Source organism: Zhengella sedimenti (assembly GCF_046506625.1).
Classification (GTDB): domain Bacteria; phylum Pseudomonadota; class Alphaproteobacteria; order Rhizobiales; family Rhizobiaceae; genus Zhengella; species Zhengella sedimenti.
On sequence record NZ_JBKFFP010000001.1, the window covers coordinates 789,425 to 808,128 of the forward strand.

At 66.5% G+C, this 18,704-nt stretch carries 16 protein-coding genes and 1 riboswitch; of the genes, 10 read left to right on the forward strand and 6 right to left on the reverse strand.

Features of this window, described 5'->3' with window-relative positions:
* Nucleotides 1-77: 77 nt before the first annotated feature.
* The 5 genes from ACLB6G_RS03925 to ACLB6G_RS03945 all read left to right on the forward strand — a co-directional run bounded on the left by ACLB6G_RS03925 (nucleotide 78) and on the right by ACLB6G_RS03945 (nucleotide 6,188).
* The gene (locus tag ACLB6G_RS03925) at nucleotides 78-3,095 is read left to right on the forward strand and encodes a helicase-related protein (protein WP_410354797.1); all 3,018 of its coding nucleotides are present in this window, start codon (nucleotides 78-80) and stop codon (nucleotides 3,093-3,095) included.
* Between the two features lie 33 nt (nucleotides 3,096-3,128).
* On the forward strand, nucleotides 3,129-3,536 hold the full coding sequence (locus ACLB6G_RS03930) for an RNA-binding S4 domain-containing protein (protein ID WP_410354798.1): 408 nt from the start codon (nucleotides 3,129-3,131) through the stop codon (nucleotides 3,534-3,536).
* Between the two features lie 171 nt (nucleotides 3,537-3,707).
* The gene (gene fdxA / locus ACLB6G_RS03935) at nucleotides 3,708-4,049 is read left to right on the forward strand and encodes a ferredoxin FdxA (protein WP_410355163.1); all 342 of its coding nucleotides are present in this window, start codon (nucleotides 3,708-3,710) and stop codon (nucleotides 4,047-4,049) included.
* 369 nt (nucleotides 4,050-4,418) lie between these two features.
* Nucleotides 4,419-4,991: a CarD family transcriptional regulator gene (locus ACLB6G_RS03940; protein WP_410354799.1), complete on the forward strand. Its 573-nt coding sequence runs from the start codon at nucleotides 4,419-4,421 to the stop codon at nucleotides 4,989-4,991.
* 336 nt (nucleotides 4,992-5,327) lie between these two features.
* Nucleotides 5,328-6,188 (forward strand): RNA polymerase factor sigma-32, encoded by an 861-nt coding sequence (locus ACLB6G_RS03945; protein ID WP_410354800.1) that lies wholly within the window; start codon nucleotides 5,328-5,330, stop codon nucleotides 6,186-6,188.
* 38 nt (nucleotides 6,189-6,226) lie between these two features.
* Here ACLB6G_RS03945 and ACLB6G_RS03950 read toward each other — a convergent pair whose 3' ends face one another.
* The 4 genes from ACLB6G_RS03950 to thiB form a co-directional block, all read right to left on the reverse strand.
* Nucleotides 6,227-7,738 carry a M48 family metalloprotease gene (locus ACLB6G_RS03950; RefSeq protein WP_410354801.1) on the reverse strand — a complete coding sequence of 504 codons (1,512 nt, stop codon included), beginning with the start codon at nucleotides 7,736-7,738 and terminating at the stop codon, nucleotides 6,227-6,229.
* Between the two features lie 134 nt (nucleotides 7,739-7,872).
* A complete protein-coding gene (locus ACLB6G_RS03955) occupies nucleotides 7,873-8,589 on the reverse strand; it encodes a thiamine ABC transporter ATP-binding protein (RefSeq protein ID WP_410354802.1) in 717 nt (238 codons plus the stop codon).
* Entirely contained in the window at nucleotides 8,586-10,211 is a 1,626-nt protein-coding gene (gene thiP / locus ACLB6G_RS03960; RefSeq protein WP_410354803.1) for a thiamine/thiamine pyrophosphate ABC transporter permease, read from the reverse strand. Before thiP ends, ACLB6G_RS03955 begins: the two co-directional genes overlap by 4 nt.
* Before the next feature lie 22 nt (nucleotides 10,212-10,233).
* Entirely contained in the window at nucleotides 10,234-11,226 is a 993-nt protein-coding gene (gene thiB, locus ACLB6G_RS03965; protein WP_410354804.1) for a thiamine ABC transporter substrate binding subunit, read from the reverse strand.
* A gap of 48 nt (nucleotides 11,227-11,274) precedes the next feature.
* Nucleotides 11,275-11,388: riboswitch (TPP riboswitch) on the reverse strand.
* A 104-nt stretch (nucleotides 11,389-11,492) separates the two neighbouring features.
* On the opposite strand from thiB, the gene ACLB6G_RS03970 reads away from it, so the two are divergent.
* From ACLB6G_RS03970 to ACLB6G_RS03985, 4 genes are all read left to right on the forward strand, one after another.
* Nucleotides 11,493-12,137, forward strand: coding sequence for a thiamine diphosphokinase (locus ACLB6G_RS03970; protein WP_410354805.1), 645 nt, complete (start codon nucleotides 11,493-11,495; stop codon nucleotides 12,135-12,137).
* 13 nt (nucleotides 12,138-12,150) lie between these two features.
* On the forward strand, nucleotides 12,151-13,971 hold the full coding sequence (locus ACLB6G_RS03975) for an ABC-F family ATP-binding cassette domain-containing protein (RefSeq protein ID WP_410354806.1): 1,821 nt from the start codon (nucleotides 12,151-12,153) through the stop codon (nucleotides 13,969-13,971).
* Nucleotides 13,972-13,975: 4 nt separating this feature from the next.
* Entirely contained in the window at nucleotides 13,976-15,031 is a 1,056-nt protein-coding gene (locus ACLB6G_RS03980; protein ID WP_410354807.1) for an NAD(P)H-dependent flavin oxidoreductase, read from the forward strand.
* Nucleotides 15,032-15,180: 149 nt separating this feature from the next.
* Entirely contained in the window at nucleotides 15,181-15,405 is a 225-nt protein-coding gene (locus ACLB6G_RS03985; RefSeq protein WP_410354808.1) for a hypothetical protein, read from the forward strand.
* Nucleotides 15,406-15,448: 43 nt separating this feature from the next.
* Here ACLB6G_RS03985 and ACLB6G_RS03990 read toward each other — a convergent pair whose 3' ends face one another.
* Together ACLB6G_RS03990 and ACLB6G_RS03995 are read right to left on the reverse strand one after the other, a co-directional pair.
* Entirely contained in the window at nucleotides 15,449-15,808 is a 360-nt protein-coding gene (locus tag ACLB6G_RS03990) for a cell division protein ZapA (RefSeq protein WP_410354809.1), read from the reverse strand.
* A gap of 31 nt (nucleotides 15,809-15,839) precedes the next feature.
* On the reverse strand, nucleotides 15,840-16,112 hold the full coding sequence (locus tag ACLB6G_RS03995) for a DUF4164 domain-containing protein (protein ID WP_410354810.1): 273 nt from the start codon (nucleotides 16,110-16,112) through the stop codon (nucleotides 15,840-15,842).
* Between the two features lie 325 nt (nucleotides 16,113-16,437).
* Between ACLB6G_RS03995 and tkt the strand changes: the two genes are divergently transcribed.
* Nucleotides 16,438-18,432, forward strand: a complete 1,995-nt coding sequence (gene tkt, locus ACLB6G_RS04000) for a transketolase (protein ID WP_410354811.1) — start codon at nucleotides 16,438-16,440, stop codon at nucleotides 18,430-18,432.
* The last annotated feature ends 272 nt before the right edge of the window (nucleotides 18,433-18,704 follow it).

Consider the following 18,704-nt stretch of genomic DNA (forward strand, 5'->3'; position numbering starts at 1 on the left):
TGCTTCCAGCTGTGCTTTGGAAACGGGCGCAGCCCTTGCGCTGTCCCTGATCCGTCCGAAGGACCGCTCCGCCCACGATGAACGCGCCCGCAAGACAGAACGAACCGCTCGTCCTTTCCGGGCGGGATGTCACGGCGGTGCTGGGTCCCACCAATACCGGCAAGACACACCTGGCAATCGAGCGCATGGTCGCGCACGACAGCGGCGTGATCGGCCTGCCACTGCGCCTGCTGGCGCGGGAGGTCTATGGCCGGGTCTGCGAAAAGGTGGGCGCGGGCAACGTGGCGCTTGTCACCGGCGAGGAGAAGATCAACCCGCCCGGCGCGCGTTATTCGGTGTGCACGGTGGAAGCCATGCCGCGCCAGACCGATGCCGCCTTCGTGGCCATCGACGAGGTGCAACTGGCCGGTGATCTGGAGCGCGGGCATATCTTCACCGACCGCATCCTGCATCTGCGCGGGCGGCAGGAAACCCTGCTGCTCGGCGCCGGCACCATGCGCGGCATCCTGGAAAAGCTGCTGCGCGGCCTTTCCGTGGTGACGCGGCCGCGCATGTCGCATCTTGCCTGGTCGGGATCGAAGAAGATCACCCGCCTGCCGCGCCGGTCCGCCATCGTCGCCTTCTCCGCCGACGAGGTCTATGCGATCGGCGAACTCATCCGCCGCCAGCGCGGCGGCGTGGCGGTCGTGCTCGGCGCGCTCAGCCCGCGCACACGCAACGCGCAGGTCGGCCTCTACCAGTCGGGCGACGTGGATTTCCTGGTGGCGACAGATGCCATCGGCATGGGGCTGAACCTCGACGTGGACCATGTCGCCTTTGCCCAGACCTACAAGTTCGACGGGTTCCAGTACCGGCAACTGACGCCGGCGGAACTCGGCCAGATCGCGGGACGTGCCGGGCGGCACACGCGCGACGGCACGTTCGGGGTCACCGGACAGGCGGACATGTTCGAGGAGGAACTTATCGAGCGGCTGGAGGCGCACGACTTCGCGCCGGTGCGCACGCTGCAATGGCGGACCGCGCAGTTCGATTTCTCCAGCCTTGCGGCGCTTGCCCGGTCGCTGGAAACCATCCCGCCGGTGGAAGGGCTGACGCGGGCGCTGCCGGCCGTCGACCAGCAGGCGCTGGGCTTCCTCTCGCGCGATCCGGACGTGCAGGCATTGGCGACGAACCGCGAACGGGTGGAACTGCTCTGGGACGTCTGTGCGCTGCCGGACTACCGGCGTATTGCCCCGGCACAGCATTCGGAGATCATCGGCCAGCTTTACGGCGACCTGGTGCGGCACGGCCATGTCGATGAGGATTACATGGCCGAACAGGTGCGACGGGCCGACCGGACCGAGGGCGATATCGACACGCTGTCGGCCCGCGTGGCACAGATCCGGACATGGACATTCGTCTCGCACCGGCCGGGATGGCTGGCCGATCCGGCACACTGGCAGGAAAAAACACGCGAGATCGAGGACAGGCTGTCGGATGCCCTGCATGAAAGGTTGACGAAACGCTTCGTAGACCGCAGGACTTCCGTGCTCATGAGGCGCTTGAGAGAAAACACGATGCTGGAAGCGGAAATCAGCCCGGCCGGGGACGTCACTGTCGAAGGCCATCACGTCGGTCAGTTGCAGGGGTTCCGGTTCACAGCCGACACGTCTGCGGAAGGCGAGGACGCCAAGGCTGTGAAGGGCGCGGCGCAGAAGGCGCTGGGGCAGGAATTCGATGCGCGTGCCGAGCGTTTCGCCGCCACGGCCAATGGCGACCTTGCCCTGTCGTCCGACGGCATCCTGCGCTGGCTTGGCTCGCCCATCGCCATGCTGGCCGCCGGTGACAATGTCCTGCGGCCGCGCGTGATCCTGCTGGCCGATGAACAGCTGACCGGCCCGGCGCGCGACAAGGTCGCGGCGCGGGCCGAGCGTTTCGTCGGCTACCAGGTCGAAAGCCTCCTGAAGCCCCTGCAGGACCTGGCGGCGGGAGAAGGGCTGGAAGGCATCGCCAAGGGTATCGCCTTCCGCATGGCCGAACAGATGGGCGTGATCAACCGGCGCGAGATCGCCGACGAGGTCAAGGCGCTCGACCAGGACACGCGAGCGGGCCTGCGCAAGCTGGGTGTGCGTTTCGGCGCCTATCACCTTTTTGTCCCTGCGCTCCTCAAGCCGGCGCCGGCGGGGCTGATCACCACGCTCTGGGCCTTGTTCCACGATGCCAGGGACGAGCCGGGCTTTGGCGACGTGGTGGCGGCGCTTGCCGCCGGGCGTACCTCGGTCGTCACCGACCCGGCGTTCAAGACCGAATTCTACCGTCTGGCGGGGTTCCGCGTGCTCGGTCGGCGGGCCGTGCGCGTCGACATCCTGGAGCGGCTGGCCGATCTCATCCGCCCCGCCGTTTCCTGGCAGCCCGGTCAGGGCAACCGGCCGGAGGGCGGCTATGACGGGCGCGCCTTCGTCGTCACGCCGGCGATGATGTCCATCCTCGGCGCGACGCCCGACGACATGGACGAGATCCTCGGGGCGCTGGGCTACCGCGGCGAGACAAAACCCGCCGAAGAGGTTGAAGCGCACCTGGCCGCGCTGGATGCGGCCGGCAAGCCGGAGGCCGTCGCGGCGCCGGCGGATGACGCTGCAAACACCGGTCCCGCGGCGAGCCTGGATGCGATACCGGCGCAGACGCCCGGAACGGACGATGCGGCGGAGACTGCCGCGGCAGAAGCCAGCCCGCAGCCCGCCGGCGAGGCAGCGGAACCGGCTCCGGAAACCAGTGAAGGCGGCGCCGACATTGCCGCCGAACAGACGCCGGACCAGGCCGACAGCGCGGACAGGGAACCGGAAGCGCCGCGCACGATCACCGTCTGGCGGCAGGGCCGGGCCGAGGGGCGGGGCCGTCCGCAGGCGCCGCGCGGGCGCGAAAACGAGCCAAAGCGCGAAGGTTTCAAGGGCCGGGGCCGTGACCAGAAGCGCGGGCCGAAGCCTCCGAACAAGGGGCATGGCAAGCCGGAGCGGCCGCAAGCCGGCAAGCCGCAGCGCGAGGCCAAGCCGCAGCGGATCGATCCGGATTCTCCCTTTGCCAAGCTGGCTGCGCTAAAGGACAAGATGGGCAAATGACGCCATGACGGCGCGGACAGGTCTTCCAGCGGCATGACGGCCGAGGCCGGCGCGGATGGCGGCGGACGCCAGCGGCTGGACAAGTGGCTGTTCTTCGCGCGTATCGTGAAATCGCGGTCGCTGGCCGCCAAGCTGGTCCAGTCTGGCCGCGTCCGGGTCAATCGCGACAAGACCGAGAGCGCCGCCAAGGCGGTGCGTCCGGGCGACGTGCTGACCGTGACGCTGGAAGGGCGTGTCCTGGTTCTGAAGATCGTGGCGCCGGGTGCCCGGCGCGGACCATACGAGGAAGCCCGGTTGCTCTACGAGGATCTTTCGCCACCGCCGCCGTCGCGCGACGAGCGGCTGCCAGACCAGTTGCTGCCGGTGCGCGAGGCCGGGAAGGGCCGGCCGACCAAGAAGGAGCGGCGCCAGACGGACCGGCTGAAAGGCAGCGATGGCTGAATTCGCCGGTCCTGCGGCCGCCGGCCATGGAAGGCGCGCCATTCTGCCGCACCGCAAAAACTTGACCCGAAATGCCCGCCGGGCAGCAAAGCTTTCTCTTGTCAGGGGCATCCAAAGCCGTTACCTGACACGCAAAAGAACGGAGCGATGCTTGAAGCGCCGGAGCCTGAGATGACCTATATCGTCACCGACAATTGCATCAAGTGCAAATACACAGATTGCGTCGAGGTCTGTCCGGTCGACTGTTTCTATGAAGGCGAGAACATGCTCGTCATTCATCCCGACGAATGCATCGACTGCGGCGTTTGCGAGCCGGAATGCCCCGCTGAGGCCATAAAACCCGATACTGAACCGGGCCTTGAAGACTGGCTGAAGCTGAATACAGAATATGCTTCGATCTGGCCAAACATCACCGTCAAGAAAGACCAGATGCCGGATGCCGAAAAATTCGACGGCGAGCCGGGCAAGTTCGAGAAATACTTTTCGGCCGAGCCCGGAACCGGCGACGAGTGAATGAACGCCTGCTTCAGGCGGCACGTGTATGAAAGTTAACGTTAGGTCACTCCCCTTTTCCGGGCCCGGAAAAGGGAGTCCCCGTTCGCGTATGCGGCAAATTCTTGATTCTTTCGCTTTTTTGTGATATTTACCTCACATCATGCCGGTTCATGCAATCAGCCACATGCGCGCTGCGCGTTAATCTTTGAAAGGTTCAAGCCTCACCAGTCAGGCCAAGATCATCCAGGGCAGGGCGTGACAGTCGTGTCCAAGGGGCGGTTTGGTGCCGGGGGGTGCGGTTTTGGCCCGCGTGTCTGCTTGTCCGCGATCCGGCCCGTTTCCGATGCTGGCGAAACCGCCCGCGTCCAACAGGGAGTAAAGAAGCGTATGGCCACCCAGCAGAAGAAATCGGCACAGCGTCAGGGTTTCAAGACCGGCGAGAGCATCGTGTATCCGGCGCATGGCGTCGGCCAGATCGTCGCCATCGAGGAACAGGAAGTCGCCGGGCACAAGCTGGAGCTTTTTGTGATCGATTTCCAGAAGGACAAGATGCGCCTCAAGGTGCCGGTCGCCAAGGCCGTTTCCATCGGCATGCGCAAGCTTTCCGAAACCGATTATGTCGATCGTGCTCTCAAGGTCGTCCAGGGCCGGGCCCGTGTGAAGCGCACCATGTGGTCGCGCCGCGCACAGGAATATGACGCGAAGATCAATTCGGGCGACCTGATCTCGATCTCGGAAGTCGTGCGCGACCTCTACCGGGCCGAGAACCAGCCGGAACAGTCCTATTCGGAACGCCAGCTCTACGAAGCCGCCCTTGACCGCATGGCCCGCGAAATCGCCGCGGTCAACAAGATGAGCGAGACCGAGGCCGTCAACCTGATCGAGCAGAACCTTAACAAGGGCCCGCGCCGCGGCGCCAAGGCCGACAACGAGGAAGCCGACCAGGAAGAAGCGGCCTGATCGCGGCAACACAGCGTTCAGTCTTTCTTGACAAGCCCCGGCCCCGTGCCGGGGCTTTTTCAGTTCGCGCGCCCGGTTCCCGGTTCCACAACGCCTCATGGCCTCGGGAACGCCTTGGAATTCCATCCAAAACCGGATCGGCAGGTTCGACCGCCATCCGTCTATCCCGCCGCATGCGCGACCGTTCGCTTCATATTTCCTGAACCGGTGGGAACGAAATCCGCGCTCGACCCGTTTCCAAGGGACGGCGTTGTATCGTGCAACGGTCCCGGCCTGATCCGAAAGCGGGCGGAAGCGTATGAACGAGCGAGGTCAGAACCTTTTCCGGAGGCAATCATGTCCGACGACGCATTACGCAACCGCATGGTCCGCGCCGCCATGAAAGCGCCATATCTCGAACGGGACGAGGAACATGCGCTGGCCGTTCGCTGGAAAGAGGAAAGGGATCAGCAGGCGCTGCACCGCATCACGACCGCGCACATGCGGCTGGTGATCTCGATGGCCGCGCGGTTCCGCAATTTCGGACTTCCGCTCAACGACCTGATCCAGGAAGGACATGTCGGTCTCCTTGAAGCGGCGGCGCGTTTCGATCCGGAGCGCGAGGTGCGGTTCTCGACCTATGCAACGTGGTGGATCAGGGCTTCGATCCAGGATTACATCCTGCGCAACTGGTCCATCGTGCGCGGCGGCACGTCCTCGACGCAGAAGGCACTGTTCTTCAACCTCCGCCGTCTCAGGGCAAAGCTGGCGCGCGGCCCGGAACCGATGAACATCGACGAAATCCATGACCAGATCTCGCAGAAACTGGGCGTCTCCAAGGACGATGTCGCGCTGATGGATTCGCGCCTTTCCGGACCCGACACCTCGCTCAACATGACCGTCAGCCAGAGCGAGGACAATGGCGCTGAAAAGATGGACTTCCTCGTTTCGGATGCGCCCCAGCCAGACGAGGTCGTCGGCGGGACAATCGACGAGGAACGCCGGTCGAAGTGGCTGCACGGCGCCCTCAACATTCTCAACGAGCGCGAGCTTTTCATCATCCGGCAGCGCCGCCTGACCGAGGACGGCGCGACACTGGAATCGCTGGGTGCAAAGCTGGGCATCTCCAAGGAACGCGTGCGCCAGATCGAGAACAGGGCCATCGAAAAGCTGCATGGTGCCCTGGTGGCCGCAGACCCCCGAATGGCGCAGCACTGACTGCCCGCGGGGCCGGACCTTGACCGGAATGCGGGTCGTTACTGGTCGGTCACGATCTTGACGCGGTCCCCGGTGGAAACCGTCGAACCCGGTCCCATGGCATTGAGCAGACGGAACAGGTCCAGCTTGCGGTCGGTTCCGGTCATGCGGGCGGCAAGCGTGGCCATGGACTGGCCGGCTGCGACCCGGACAACCCGGATCCTCAGCGGCTTCAGGGACTGGCGTTCCGCTTGCGTCATGGTCGCGAAACTGTCACGCACGAAGGATGCGGTCGAATCGAGGGCGGAGCTGTTGGCCGGTGCCGCGGTGAGGATGCGGAAGATCTGCGGACCGGCGCGGACGACGGCGATGTCGAACCGCCAGCCATCGGCGGCGGCGCGCGCCGTGGCGGCCTGAAATCCGCCGATCCTTGCAGAGCGGATGGACGTTTCATCCAGCCCCGAAACCCATCCGCTGGCGATATAGGCTTCCGGACCGGTGGACCGGTCCACGGCAACACCATCGAAGCGGACCGCCACGTCGCCGGGGCCGGCCGCCGTCACGGCCGCCGCGGAATTGTCGAGAACGAAACCGGGCGGCACCGAGAAGCGGATGCCGAGACCCGGATGCAGGAAGTCGCGGCCGCGCACGTAGCCTTCCTCGGGCGTATCGCCATAGATGATCCCGTCGATTCCATCGAGGTAGGCCTCGCGGTCGGTGACGCCGCTGCCTGGCGGCCCGAAGGTGCGGGCATGGCGCAGCGCAAGGTCTATCCGCCGCTGGCTGGACGGGTGCGACGCAAGGAAGTCGAGTGAAGGATCGTCGGCCCCGCTGACGGAGCGGAACTGCGAATAGGCGCTCATCGAACGCAGGAAGCGGGCGGCGGCGAACGGATCGAAACCCGCCTCGCCGATCTGCTTGATCGAAATCGCGTCGGCTTCGAGTTCCTGGTTGCGGGAGAATTCCGCCAGGCGCAGCTTGCCCCGGATCACCGCCGCGCGAGCGTTGGGATCGCCGGCGAGCACGTCCTGCGCCACCTTTTCGGCGATGCCGGCTTCCTGCTCGGCCTGGCGGCGCTGGATGCCGTGATTGGCGGTCACATGGGCCATTTCGTGGGACAGGACGGCTGCGAGTTCCGCGCTGTCATTGGCGAGTGCCAGAAGGCCGCGCGTGACATAAAGATATCCGCCGGGCAGGGCAAAGGCATTGACCGAGGGCGAATCCAGGATGGTGATCTTGTAGGACTGGCCGGGATCCTGTGTCGCCGCGATCAGGCGGCCGACCACGCGCGCCACCATGCGCTCAAGGCGCGGGTCGGAATATTCGCCACCATAGGTTTCAAGAATGCGCGGATGTTGCGATTCGGCCAGCTTTCGCATGCGTTCGTCGCGCGCCGAGGATTCAAACGTGACGGGATTGTCTGATGGCTTCAGCACCTCGCCCGCACCGTCCTGTCCGGTCAGCGAACAGGCCGACAGGAACGACGCGACCGCAACCAGCGCGGCACCGCGCGCTGCGTGGCGCAACAAGGCGGAAAAGGGGAGGGTCAGGCGTTCCAGTTCAACCACCATCGGCAAATCGGGCGTGGAGGGCGCGCCGGTTACCGGTCCACGTAGACACAGGCGGGGTCCGATGGCAAGTCCGTCCACCGCCCTGTCTCGTTGTCAAAAGCGGCGAAAAGCAGGCGGAAGGGCGGCTTGCCGCTTCATGTCTGGCCGGTATAGCGGCGTACCGCCTCCGGGCCTTGCGGTCCGAACAGATCGCTGGCCCGGCCGTGGGCGGCGATGCGCCCGTCTTCCAGGAAGAGTGCCTGGCCCCCGAGCGCCACGGCGTCTTCCGGGTGATGTGTGACCATGACCATCGTCATCCCGGTTTCGCGCTGAAGGGCGGCCAGCAGGTCCAGCATGCCAGCCCGCAGGGCGGGGCCGAGGGATGCGAAGGGTTCGTCGAGCAGCAGGACCGGGCGGTCGCGGACCAGCACGCGCGCGAGTGCGGCGCGCTGGCGCTCGCCGCCCGAGAGTTCGGCCGGCTTTCGCCGTTCCTTGCCGGCAAGGCCGGTCCGTTCGAGTGCTTGCGCGATGTCGGCGCGGTCGCTCGCCGAAAGGCGCAGCGAGGGCGAACGCCCGAGGCCGACATTGGCGGCGATGTCGAGATGGCCGAAGAGGTTGTTCTCCTGGAAAACCATCGAGACCGGGCGGCGGGCGGGGTCGTGTTCCGTCATGTCCTGGCCACCGATCAGGATCTGGCCGCTGCCGGGACGGTCGAAACCGGCGATCAGGTTCAGGAAGGTCGACTTGCCCGAACCCGACGCGCCGACCAGCGCGGTGATGCTCCCGGCCTCCAGACGCACGTCGAAGGAAGCCTCGAACCCGTCCAGGGCGAGCCGGACTCCCCTCAATTCCACCTCGAGACCGCCGCTCATGCCCTGACCCTTCCTGCCCGCGCTGCAACCATCATCAATGCCAGGCAGGAAAGAGCAAGGATCAGCGCCAGGCCGGCGGCGTCATCGGTGCGATAGCTGCCCATGCGCGCATGGAGCAGCCATGGCAGCGTACGAAAATCCTCCGAGCCGAACAGGGCGATGACACCAAGGTCGCCGAGAGAGAGAGCCATGGCGAAGGCAAAGCCGGCGGCCAGCGGCCCTTTCAATGCCGGCAGGTCGATCAGGCGCAGGCGCGTCCAGCCGGTCAGGCCGAGATTGGCCGCGAGACGGTCATGGCGTGCGGCGGCCATGTCGTGGGCGGGGCCCAAAAGACGCATGACGAAGGGCATGGCCATGGCGGCGTTGACCGTGGCGACAAGGGCAGGGCCGATGATGCCCGTCAGGCGCAATTGACCGGCCTCCACCGCGAGGATGAACCAGCCCGCGCCAATGACGATGGGCGGGACGAGAAGGATCAGGCTGGCGCCGTTGCCCGCCGCCCATTCGCTCCAGCCCCGAGCGCCGCCGCGGCGCCGGGCCTTCTCCCGATCCAGGCGCAGGCGCAGCAGGGCAAGGGTGAGCGCCACGGCGAGAAGGGCGGAGGCCAGAGCCAGGGCAAGGCTCGTCGCCAGGGCCTGACGCACGGCTGCCTCGCCAAGGAGGCGCGGCAGGTCGGCCTGCAGGCCGGACAACAGCATGGCAGCCAGCGGACCGCCCACGAAGGCCGCTGCCATCGCGATGACGAGAATGCCGGCAACGGCCTGGCTCCGGGATACGGGCGGCGCGTAGCCACGGCGGGCCAGCATGAGATTGGCTTCTCCCGTGAGTGGCGCGCCCATGGATTGCAGCCCGGCAACGAGCAGGCCGGTCAGGGCCAGTTGCGTGAGGGTCAGCGCTGCGGCGCGGGCAGGATCGAAATCGAAGCGCAGCGCCTGGTAGATGGCCACTTCCAGCGTCGACGCCGAGGGACCGCCGCCGAGCGTCAGCACGACGGCAAAGGAGGTGGCGCAGAGCATGAAGACCAGCCCGGCAATGCCGGGCAGGGCGGAGGCCAGCGCCGGCCATTCGATCAGGCGGAACCGGGCTGCCGGCCCCATGCCCAGTTGCGCGGCAAGGCGCCAGCGGTCGGCCGGAACCGCTTCCAGCGCTTCCAGCACCATCCGGGCGGCAAGGGGCAGGTTGAAGAAGACATGGGCGAGCAGGATGCCCGACAGGCCGAAGACGCCGGGCCATTGCCCGTCCGCCAGCGGTGCGAGGACCGGCGCCAGGAGACCGGCGCGGCCATAGAGCATCAGCGTGGCGAGCGCCGCGACGATGCCGGGGATGGCGAGCGGGAGCGCGAAAAGGCCGAGGATCAGCCCGCGGCCGGGGAAGGAGCGGTGGCGGAAGAGCGCGCGGGCGACAAGGACCGCCGGCAGGACGGAGAGCAGCGTGGAAAGCGCGGCCTGCCAAAGCGTGAACCGGGCGGCGGACCAGAGCCAGGAATCGAAGGCGCCGGCCACATCGCCGCCCTGCCGCGTGGCAGAAAGGACCAGGCCGGCGAGTGCGCCGCCGGCCAGCAGGCCAAGCAGGGCCAGCGCGGCCAGTCCTGCCTTTTCTCCTGCCGTCGCGCGGGCGCTCATGCCGGTCCTGTCCGCAGGGCCGTCAGCGGCTCATGGCGGAAAGCCACTCGTCCACCCAGGCCTTGCGGTTGGCGGCCACTTCCTCCGGCGTGAAGGTCAGGCTCCGTGACGGCTCGACCAGCCTGGAAAAGGCGTCGGCCAGCGGCTTTCCGGTCTTGCCGGCCGGCATCATCCAGTTGGTTTCGGGAATCACATCCTGGAAGCCGGGGCCGGTCATGAAGGAGAGGAAACGGGCGGCCAGCGGGTTGTCCCTGCCCTTCACGGTCTGGCCGGCGATCTCGATCTGCATGTAATGGCCTTCCTCGAAGGCCGCCGCCTGATAGCGGTCGGTGTCCTCGGCGATCATGTGATAGGCCGGAGACGTGACATAGGAGAGCACCATCGGTGCCTCACCCTTGACGAAGAGATTGTAGGCTTCCGACCAGCCCGGCGTCACCGTCAGCACGCGGTCGCTGAAGGCCTTCCAGGCTTGCGGCGCGTCATCGCCATAGACCTTCTTCACCCAGAGCACCAGACCGAGGCCGGGCGTGGAGGTGCGCGGGTCCTGGATGACGATTTTCGGCATGTCGCCGCCTTCCATCAGTTCCTTCAGGCTTTTCGGCGGGTTGGCCACGGCTTCGGTGTCGTAGACCACGGCGAAATGGCCGTAGTCGAAGGGAATGAAGGTGTCGTCGGTCCAGCCGCCGGGCACGTCGACGTTTTCGAGGCCGACGCCGTGAGGGGCGAACAGGCCGGTCTTCCTGGCATCCGCCATCAGGTTGGTGTCAAGGCCGAGGATGATGTCGGCGCCTGTGTTCTCACCCTCCAGCTTCAGCCGGTTGAGCAGGGCGACGCCGTCGGTCACGCCGACAAATTCGATGTCACAGCCGCATTCGGCCTCGAAGGCTTTCTCCACCACGGGACCGGGGCCCCAGTCGGCGGTGAAGGCCTCATAGGTGTAGACGGTCAGGTCGGCCGCGGCGGCCGGGCCGGCCATGACGATTGCGGAACAAGCGGCAAGCAGGATCTTTCGCATTGTCTGCGCTCCCTTTCGTTTCGTGTTTCGGAGAAAAAGGCGCTGCGGACATGCAGAACGTCTAATCCCTCCGCCGGTGCTAACCGGATCAGGTTTTGCGGGTTGGCGAGAGGCCTCTCAGCGCGCCAGACAACAAGCCGGCGGGCACCCCGTTAGAACACCCACGCATTTAGAGGAGCGTCGCCGGGCTGGCAAGGGGGGCGGACCGGCCTGGTTTGCGGCCGTGACGCTTTGCCTTGCCGCAATGGCGTGCTAAGCGCGCGGGCATGAGCACATTCGTCATTCTTCTCGGCGGCGAGTTGCACGCCACGCCGCGCCTGATGAGCCAGGTGGCCGGACACAGCGTGATCGCAGCCGATTCGGGCATGGAACATGCCGCGCTGCTCGGCGTGACCCCGGAGGTCTGGCTGGGCGACTTCGACAGCGCCGGCGTGGCCCTGTTCGAGCGCTACCCGGACGTGCCGCGCATGGCGTTTCCGCAAGACAAGGACATGACCGACGGGGAACTGGCAATCGCCGAGGCGCTGAAGCGCGGCGCCAGCGCCTTCATCCTGGCCGGTGCCTTCGGGGGACCGCGCATCGACCATGCCTTCCTGCACCTGGCCGCCGCCGTTTCGGTGGCCGAGACAGGATTGCCGGTGCTCATCACCTCCGGCAAGCAGGAGGGCTACCCGGTCCTGCACGGGGAGAACCGCTTCGACCTGCCGAAGGGAACGCTGTTCTCCGTGCTGGCCTTCAGCGACCTCGAAGGGTTGAGCGTGACCGGGGCCAAATGGCCGCTGTTCGACACGGATGTCGCCTTCGGATCGTCGCTCACCATGTCCAATGTCGCGCTCGGCCCGCTCACGGTCGAACTGGCGGCGGGCCGGGCGCTGCTGGTGGCCCATCCCGATCCGGCTGCGCAACTCTGAAGGTCCTCGCGCCATGGCACCGCCTCTCCTGCATCTCGACGGCATCCGCCTGACCTTCGGCGGCAAGCCGCTCCTCGACGGCGCCACGCTTTCGGCCGGGGCCGGCGACAAGATCGCGCTTGTCGGGCGCAACGGATCGGGCAAGTCGACGTTGCTGAAGATCGCCGCTGGCCTCGTCGAGGCGCAGGAGGGCGAGGTGTTCCGCCAGCCCACCGCGACCATACGCTACCTGCCGCAGGCGCCGGATTTCGGCGACCATCGCAGCGTCGAGGCCTATGTCGCGGCCGGGCTCGGACCTGCCGACGAGGAATGGCGGGTAGCCTACCTGCTCGACCATCTCGGCCTTGACGGCGCGACCGATCCGGCACTGCTGTCGGGTGGCGAGGCGCGGCGCGCGGCGCTGGCGCGCGTCCTGGCGCCGCAGCCGGACATCCTCCTGCTCGACGAACCGACCAACCACCTCGATCTCGCGACCATCGAATGGCTGGAAGAGGAGTTGCAGCAGTCCACCTCGGCCATCATCCTGATCAGCCACGACCGGCGCTTCCTGGAGCGGGTGACCAAGGCGACGGTGTGGCTGGACAGGGGCACGACGCGGCGGCTGGAAAAGGGCTTTGCCCATTTCGAGGACTGGCGCGACCAGGTTTACGAGGAAGAGGAACGCGAGCAGCACAAGCTCGGCCGCCAGATCGCGCGCGAGGAGCACTGGGTGGTTCACGGCGTTTCCGGGCGGCGCAAGCGCAACATGCGCCGGCTGGGCGAATTGCAGGTCATGCGCCAGGCGTTCCGCGCGCATCAGGGACCGGAGGGCAAGGCGCGGCTGGAGGCTTCCGAAGCCGAGGCTTCCGGCAAGCTCGTCATCGAGGCCAAGGGCATTTCCAAGTCTTATGGCGAGCGGGTGATCGTTCGCGATTTCTCCATGCGCATCCTGCGCGGCGACCGCATCGGCCTTGTCGGGCCGAACGGGGCAGGCAAGACGACGCTTCTGAAGATGCTGACCGGGGAACTGGCGCCCGACAGCGGCACGGTGCGGCTCGGCGTCAATCTGGAAATCGCGACGCTCGACCAGGGCCGCGCACGCCTCGATCCGGACGACACGCCGGCTTCCTTTCTCACGGGCGGGCGCGGAGAGCAGGTCGTCATCAATGGCGAGGCCCGCCATGTCATGTCCTACATGAAGGACTTCCTGTTCAAGCCCGAACAGGCGCGCACGCCGATCCGCGAATTGTCCGGCGGCGAGAAGGCGAGGCTGCTGCTGGCCAAGGTGCTTGCGCAACCGGCCAACCTGCTGGTGCTCGACGAGCCGACCAACGATCTCGACATGGAAACGCTGGACCTGCTGCAGGAACTCGTCGCCAGTTTTCCCGGCACGGTCATTCTCGTCAGCCACGACCGCGATTTCCTCGACCGCACCGTCTCCGCGACCCTGGCCCCGGAGGCGGGCGGCAAGTGGCTTGCCTATGCCGGCGGTTATGCCGACATGCTGGCCCAGCGCGGCACGAGCCGTTTCGAACTGGCCGAGCCGAAACCCGCCCCGCGCGCCGAGACAAAACCGGCTGCGTCCGCGCCTGCGCCTGCCAAGCCAGCGGCGGCAAGGGCAAAGCTGTCCTACAAGCAGAAGTTTGCGCTGGAAAACCTGCCGAAAGAGATCGAGCGGCTTTCTACCGAAATGGAGAAGCTGGAGGCGCGGCTTGCCGACCCGGCGCTTTATGCCAAAGATCCCGATGGCTTCAACAGGCTGGCCGCCGAACTCGATGCCAAGCGCGCGGCGCGCGACCGGGCGGAGGAGGAGTGGCTGGAACTCGAAATGCTGCGCGAGGAAATGGAAGGGTAGGACCGTGACCGATTTGATCGCCTGCCTGCAACTCACCCATCCCATCGTCCAGGCACCGATGGCCGGCGTGGCAACACCCGCCATGGCGGCGGCCGTCGCCAATGCAGGCGGCCTCGGGTCGCTCGGCCTCGGCGCGTCCCGTCCGGACGAGGCCCGTGCCATGATCCGCGAGACGCGGGAGCGCACGGGCAGGGCGATCAATGCCAACCTGTTCTGCCATGCCGTGCGGCCACGCGATGCGTCCGGCGAAAAAGCCTGGCTGCGGCGCCTTGCGCCTGAATTCGAACGGTTCGGCGCCCGGCCGCCTGCCGACCTTCCTCCAGCCTATGCGAGTTTCCTGGAAGACGACGCCATGCTGGCCATGCTGCTGGAGGAGCGGCCGGCCGTCGTCTCCTTTCATTTCGGCCTGCCCGATGCCGCGCGCATCGCTGCGCTGAAAGAGGCCGGCATCGTGCTGCTGGCTTCCGCGACCTCGCTGGCGGAAGCGCGGATGGCGGAAGCCGCCGGCATGGACGCGGTGGTCGCGCAGGGTTTCGAGGCAGGCGGCCATCGCGGCGTCTTCGACGAGAACGGCGCTGACGAATGTCTTGGAACATTCGCCCTGACGCGGCTGCTCAGCCAGCGTCTGGCGATCCCGGTGATCGCGGCCGGCGGCATCATGGACGGGGCCGGCATCGCCGCTGCCCTGTCACTTGGGGCAGTCGCGGCGCAACTGGGCACGGCCTTCGCCTGCTGCGAGGAATCGGCGGCCGATGCCGCCTATCGCGCCCGCCTGACCGACGGCCACGGGGGCACGGCGATGACCCGGGTCATTTCCGGACGGCCCGCGCGCTGCCTGACCAACCGCTTCACGGCTTTCGGGGTGGGCATTGCCGCCGCGGAGGTCGCGGCCTATCCGAATGCCTATGGCGCGGGCAAGGCGCTGAACGCCGCGGCCAGGAACCGCGGCGAGACCGGCTTCGGCGCATGGTGGGCAGGCCAGGGTGCGGCATTGTCCCGGCCGATGGGCGCTGGCGCCCTGGTCGAGACGCTCGCCGGCGAACTCGCGGCACTGCGCTGACAAGGCAGCCCGGCCAGCGCCTGACAGATTGTCACATGCGCGCTCCTGTCGCCTTCCCAATCCGGCCTCGCCCATCCACATAGCGGCAAACACAAAACCGCAGTGGCCGGCCTTCGGGACCGGGCACGCACCAGCATGAGGGATATGCCATGAGCACTGCCGCTGCCGCGATGGATCGCGCCGATTTTTCCGCACCCGCACCCGCAGCCACGCCGGAGAAGGACGATTTCCGCCCGGTCCTGCCGGTCATCAATCTCGCCGCGGCCTGGCTGCTGGCGATTGTCTTCTTCGGCTATCCCGCGCTGATCCTGCCGGCTCTGGCTGCCGTGCCGACCGTCTTCTACATCCTTATCCGGCTCACGATGGGCCGCTAAGGGCCGGATCCGGTTCATGTCCCGCCGGGCTTGCGGCGGGACATCATCCCCTGGCGATCCTGCCGGCAATGGATTCCATGCGTTCGGCAAGGGTCGTCATGGTCGTTGACAGGCCCGCGTCGATGCGATCGGCCCTGGCGAGGGCCTCGTCTCGGGTCTTGCGCAGGGTGTCGGCCTCGGCCTGAAGCCCGCGCATGCGCTTCTGAAGCTCCACCAGTTCGTCCATGACCATGATGCCGGCCATGACCGTCAGGCGCTGGTCGCCGATCTCGCCGAAGGAACCCTTCAGGTGGGTGACATAGCGGTCGAAGCGCCGGGCAAGGTCGGCGAGGTGTTCCTCCTGGCCCTCGTCGCAGGCCATCCGGTAGGTCTTGCCGTCGATGATCACCGAAACCTGTGGCATTGGCCCTCCCTCGCCGGTCCGCGCATGGCTCTCACCGGTCGAGAACGGCCCGGATGGTCTCCATGGCCGTGACCAGGCGGCGCGAGACCTCCTTGTTTGTCTGTTCCAGGCGTTCGGCCCGGGCTTCGGAGCTGTCAAGCTCCTGGGCCAGGCGGGCGCGGTCGGCATTCATGCGCTGCACTTCCGCCTCGGCCTCGGCGAAATCGGCTTCCTTCTCAAGGCGCGCGTCGACCGCGTTCTCAAGGGTGTCGAGCGCCCTTGAAAGCCGGTCAATCGCTTCTTTGAGTGTCACGTCACCCGTCATGGCCTTGGGTCCGTTTTCGGCACGCTGCGAGGGCGGCGAATCGTGGCGGAAAGTGAACCGTTTATCTGTGAAAGATTACGGGCCGGATTAAGGCGAGGTCAACATGGCTTCGTCCGTCATCCCCTGTTTTGCAGCGCCGGCAAGCCGGGCGCGACGCTCGGCGAACGGTGGAGATCGGGGCCTCGCGGACCCCAGTCCGGTTGACTCGTCATGCGCACCTGATATGTAGCGCCTGCTTTTCTCCGAGGGGCGGCGCACCACGCGCCAGATGCGGACCAATGAAGGGACAGGCTCCCGTTTTCCGCCGGCAAGGACCAGCAATCACATGATCACACGCGAAAAACATGACCGGATGGCCAACGCGATCCGTTTCCTTTCCATGGATGCGGTCGAAAAGGCCAAGTCGGGCCATCCCGGCCTGCCCATGGGTGCGGCCGACATCGCAACGGTGCTCTATACGCGGTTCATGAACCATGACCCCAAGCATCCCGGCTGGCCGGACCGCGACCGGTTCATCCTGTCGGCCGGCCATGGCTCGATGCTCCTCTACTCGCTGCTCTACCTGACGGGCTACGAGGACATCACGATCGACGAGATCCGCAATTTCCGCCAGGTCGGCTCCAAGACCGCCGGTCACCCCGAATACGGCCATGCCGCGGGCATCGAGACGACGACCGGTCCGCTCGGCCAGGGCGTGGCCAACGGTGTGGGCATGGCGCTGGCCGAACGGCTGCTCAACGCGCGCTACGGCGACGATCTCGTCAACCACTACACGTATGTCCTGGCTGGTGACGGCTGCCTGATGGAAGGCATCAGCCAGGAAGCGATCACGCTGGCCGGACACCTGAAGCTCTCCAAGCTGATCCTGCTGTGGGACGACAACAGCATCTCCATCGACGGGCCGGTTTCCATCGCCGACAGCACCGACCAGCGCAAGCGCTTCGAGGCGTCGGGCTGGGAGACCATGGCCGTTGACGGACATGATCCGGACGCCATCGCCGCTGCCCTGGAGGCTGCGCGCAATTCCGACCGGCCGACCATGATCGCCTGCAAGACGACGATCGGTTTCGGCGCCCCCAACAAGGCCGGCACGGCCAAGGTGCATGGCTCGCCGCTCGGGGCGGAAGAGATCGCGGCGACGCGCCTGGCGTTGAACTGGACGTCAGAACCCTTCGACGTGCCTTCCGACGTGCTGGACGCCTGGCGGCTTGCCGGCCTGCGTTCCACCAAGGCACGCACGGGGTGGGAAAAGCGCCTCGCAGCGACGGAAGCCTCCATTCGCGGCGAGTTCGAGCGTGTCATGCGCGGCGACCTGCCTGGCGCCTTCGAGACGGCGCTCAGCGAATACAAGGCGAAACTTGCCCAGGACCGCCCGAAGGTGGCGACCCGCAAGGCCTCGGAAATGGCGCTCGAGGTCATCAACGGCGCGGTCGGCGAGACGATCGGCGGATCGGCCGACCTGACCGGCTCGAACAACACCAAGACGAGCCAGACGGCATCGGTGACGCCGGAGGACTTCTCCGGCCGTTTCATCCACTACGGCATCCGCGAACATGCCATGGCGGCGGCGATGAACGGGATCGCGCTGCATGGCGGCCTGATCCCCTATTCCGGCACGTTCCTGGTCTTCTCCGACTATGCCCGGCCGGCCATGCGGCTGTCGTCGCTGATGGGCCTGCGCGTGATCTACGTGATGACGCACGATTCCATCGGCCTGGGCGAAGACGGGCCGACGCACCAGCCGGTCGAGCATCTCGCTGCCCTGCGCGCCATCCCCAATCACCTCGTTTTCCGTCCGGCCGACGCGATGGAAACAGCGGAATGCTGGCAGATCGCGCTGGAAACGCGGAACGCGCCATCGACACTGGCGCTGACGCGACAGAACCTGCACGCGGTGCGCAGCGACTATGTGGACGAAAACCTGTGCGCCTTCGGTGCCTATGAACTGCAGACGGCCTCCGATGACGCCAAGGTCTCGCTGTTCGCCACGGGTTCGGAAGTGGAGATCGCGCTCAACGCACGCACGCTGCTGGAAGGCCGCGGCATTCCCACACGGGTCGTGTCGGTGCCCTGCATGGAACTGTTCGCGAAGCAGGATGCCGACTACCGGATGGCCATTCTCGGTTCCGCGCCTGTGCGCGTGGCGGTGGAAGCCGGCATCCGCATGGGCTGGGACCGCTTCATCGGCGAGGACGGCGGGTTCGTCGGCATGGATTCCTTCGGCGCCTCGGGACCCTACGAGGAACTCTACAAGCATTTCGGAATCACGCCGGAAGCCGTGGCCGAGAAGGCCGAGACGCTTCTCAAGCAGGCCGGCTGACCGGATTGTTCCGCGACATGAGGCCGCGCCGGCAGCGAATGCCGGCGCGGCCTTTTTGCGTGGCGGAGGGGTGCCGGACGCCACCTGCGGGGGTGCGATCGGTTTTTATCGATTGAAAGGGAAAGTCTTTTCGCCAAAGGCGGCGTGAAAGGACGCAAGCCATCTGGATTCTTGCACCTTGCGCCGCTAAGAAACGGCAGCTTCGGCGGTCAGCCCGCCGCTTGCCATCCAACCGGAACCGGCCGGCCCGTGCCCGGCCCTGAAGAAGCCTG

What these genes read in the sequence shown, in the direction of transcription:
- ACLB6G_RS03975 (WP_410354806.1), top strand. Translation starts at nt 12,151, where the DNA reads ATGGCACCGCCTCTCCTGCATCTCGACGGCATCCGCCTGACCTTCGGC.
- ACLB6G_RS03930 (WP_410354798.1), top strand. Translation starts at nt 3,129, where the DNA reads ATGACGGCCGAGGCCGGCGCGGATGGCGGCGGACGCCAGCGGCTGGAC.
- ACLB6G_RS03940 (WP_410354799.1), top strand. Translation starts at nt 4,419, where the DNA reads ATGGCCACCCAGCAGAAGAAATCGGCACAGCGTCAGGGTTTCAAGACC.
- thiB (WP_410354804.1), bottom strand. Translation starts at nt 11,226, where the DNA reads ATGCGAAAGATCCTGCTTGCCGCTTGTTCCGCAATCGTCATGGCCGGC.
- ACLB6G_RS03925 (WP_410354797.1), top strand. Translation starts at nt 78, where the DNA reads ATGAACGCGCCCGCAAGACAGAACGAACCGCTCGTCCTTTCCGGGCGG.
- ACLB6G_RS03990 (WP_410354809.1), bottom strand. Translation starts at nt 15,808, where the DNA reads ATGCCACAGGTTTCGGTGATCATCGACGGCAAGACCTACCGGATGGCC.
- ACLB6G_RS03970 (WP_410354805.1), top strand. Translation starts at nt 11,493, where the DNA reads ATGAGCACATTCGTCATTCTTCTCGGCGGCGAGTTGCACGCCACGCCG.
- ACLB6G_RS03995 (WP_410354810.1), bottom strand. Translation starts at nt 16,112, where the DNA reads ATGACGGGTGACGTGACACTCAAAGAAGCGATTGACCGGCTTTCAAGG.
- tkt (WP_410354811.1), top strand. Translation starts at nt 16,438, where the DNA reads ATGATCACACGCGAAAAACATGACCGGATGGCCAACGCGATCCGTTTC.
- fdxA (WP_410355163.1), top strand. Translation starts at nt 3,708, where the DNA reads ATGACCTATATCGTCACCGACAATTGCATCAAGTGCAAATACACAGAT.
- thiP (WP_410354803.1), bottom strand. Translation starts at nt 10,211, where the DNA reads ATGAGCGCCCGCGCGACGGCAGGAGAAAAGGCAGGACTGGCCGCGCTG.
- ACLB6G_RS03985 (WP_410354808.1), top strand. Translation starts at nt 15,181, where the DNA reads ATGAGCACTGCCGCTGCCGCGATGGATCGCGCCGATTTTTCCGCACCC.
- ACLB6G_RS03955 (WP_410354802.1), bottom strand. Translation starts at nt 8,589, where the DNA reads ATGAGCGGCGGTCTCGAGGTGGAATTGAGGGGAGTCCGGCTCGCCCTG.
- ACLB6G_RS03950 (WP_410354801.1), bottom strand. Translation starts at nt 7,738, where the DNA reads ATGGTGGTTGAACTGGAACGCCTGACCCTCCCCTTTTCCGCCTTGTTG.
- ACLB6G_RS03945 (WP_410354800.1), top strand. Translation starts at nt 5,328, where the DNA reads ATGTCCGACGACGCATTACGCAACCGCATGGTCCGCGCCGCCATGAAA.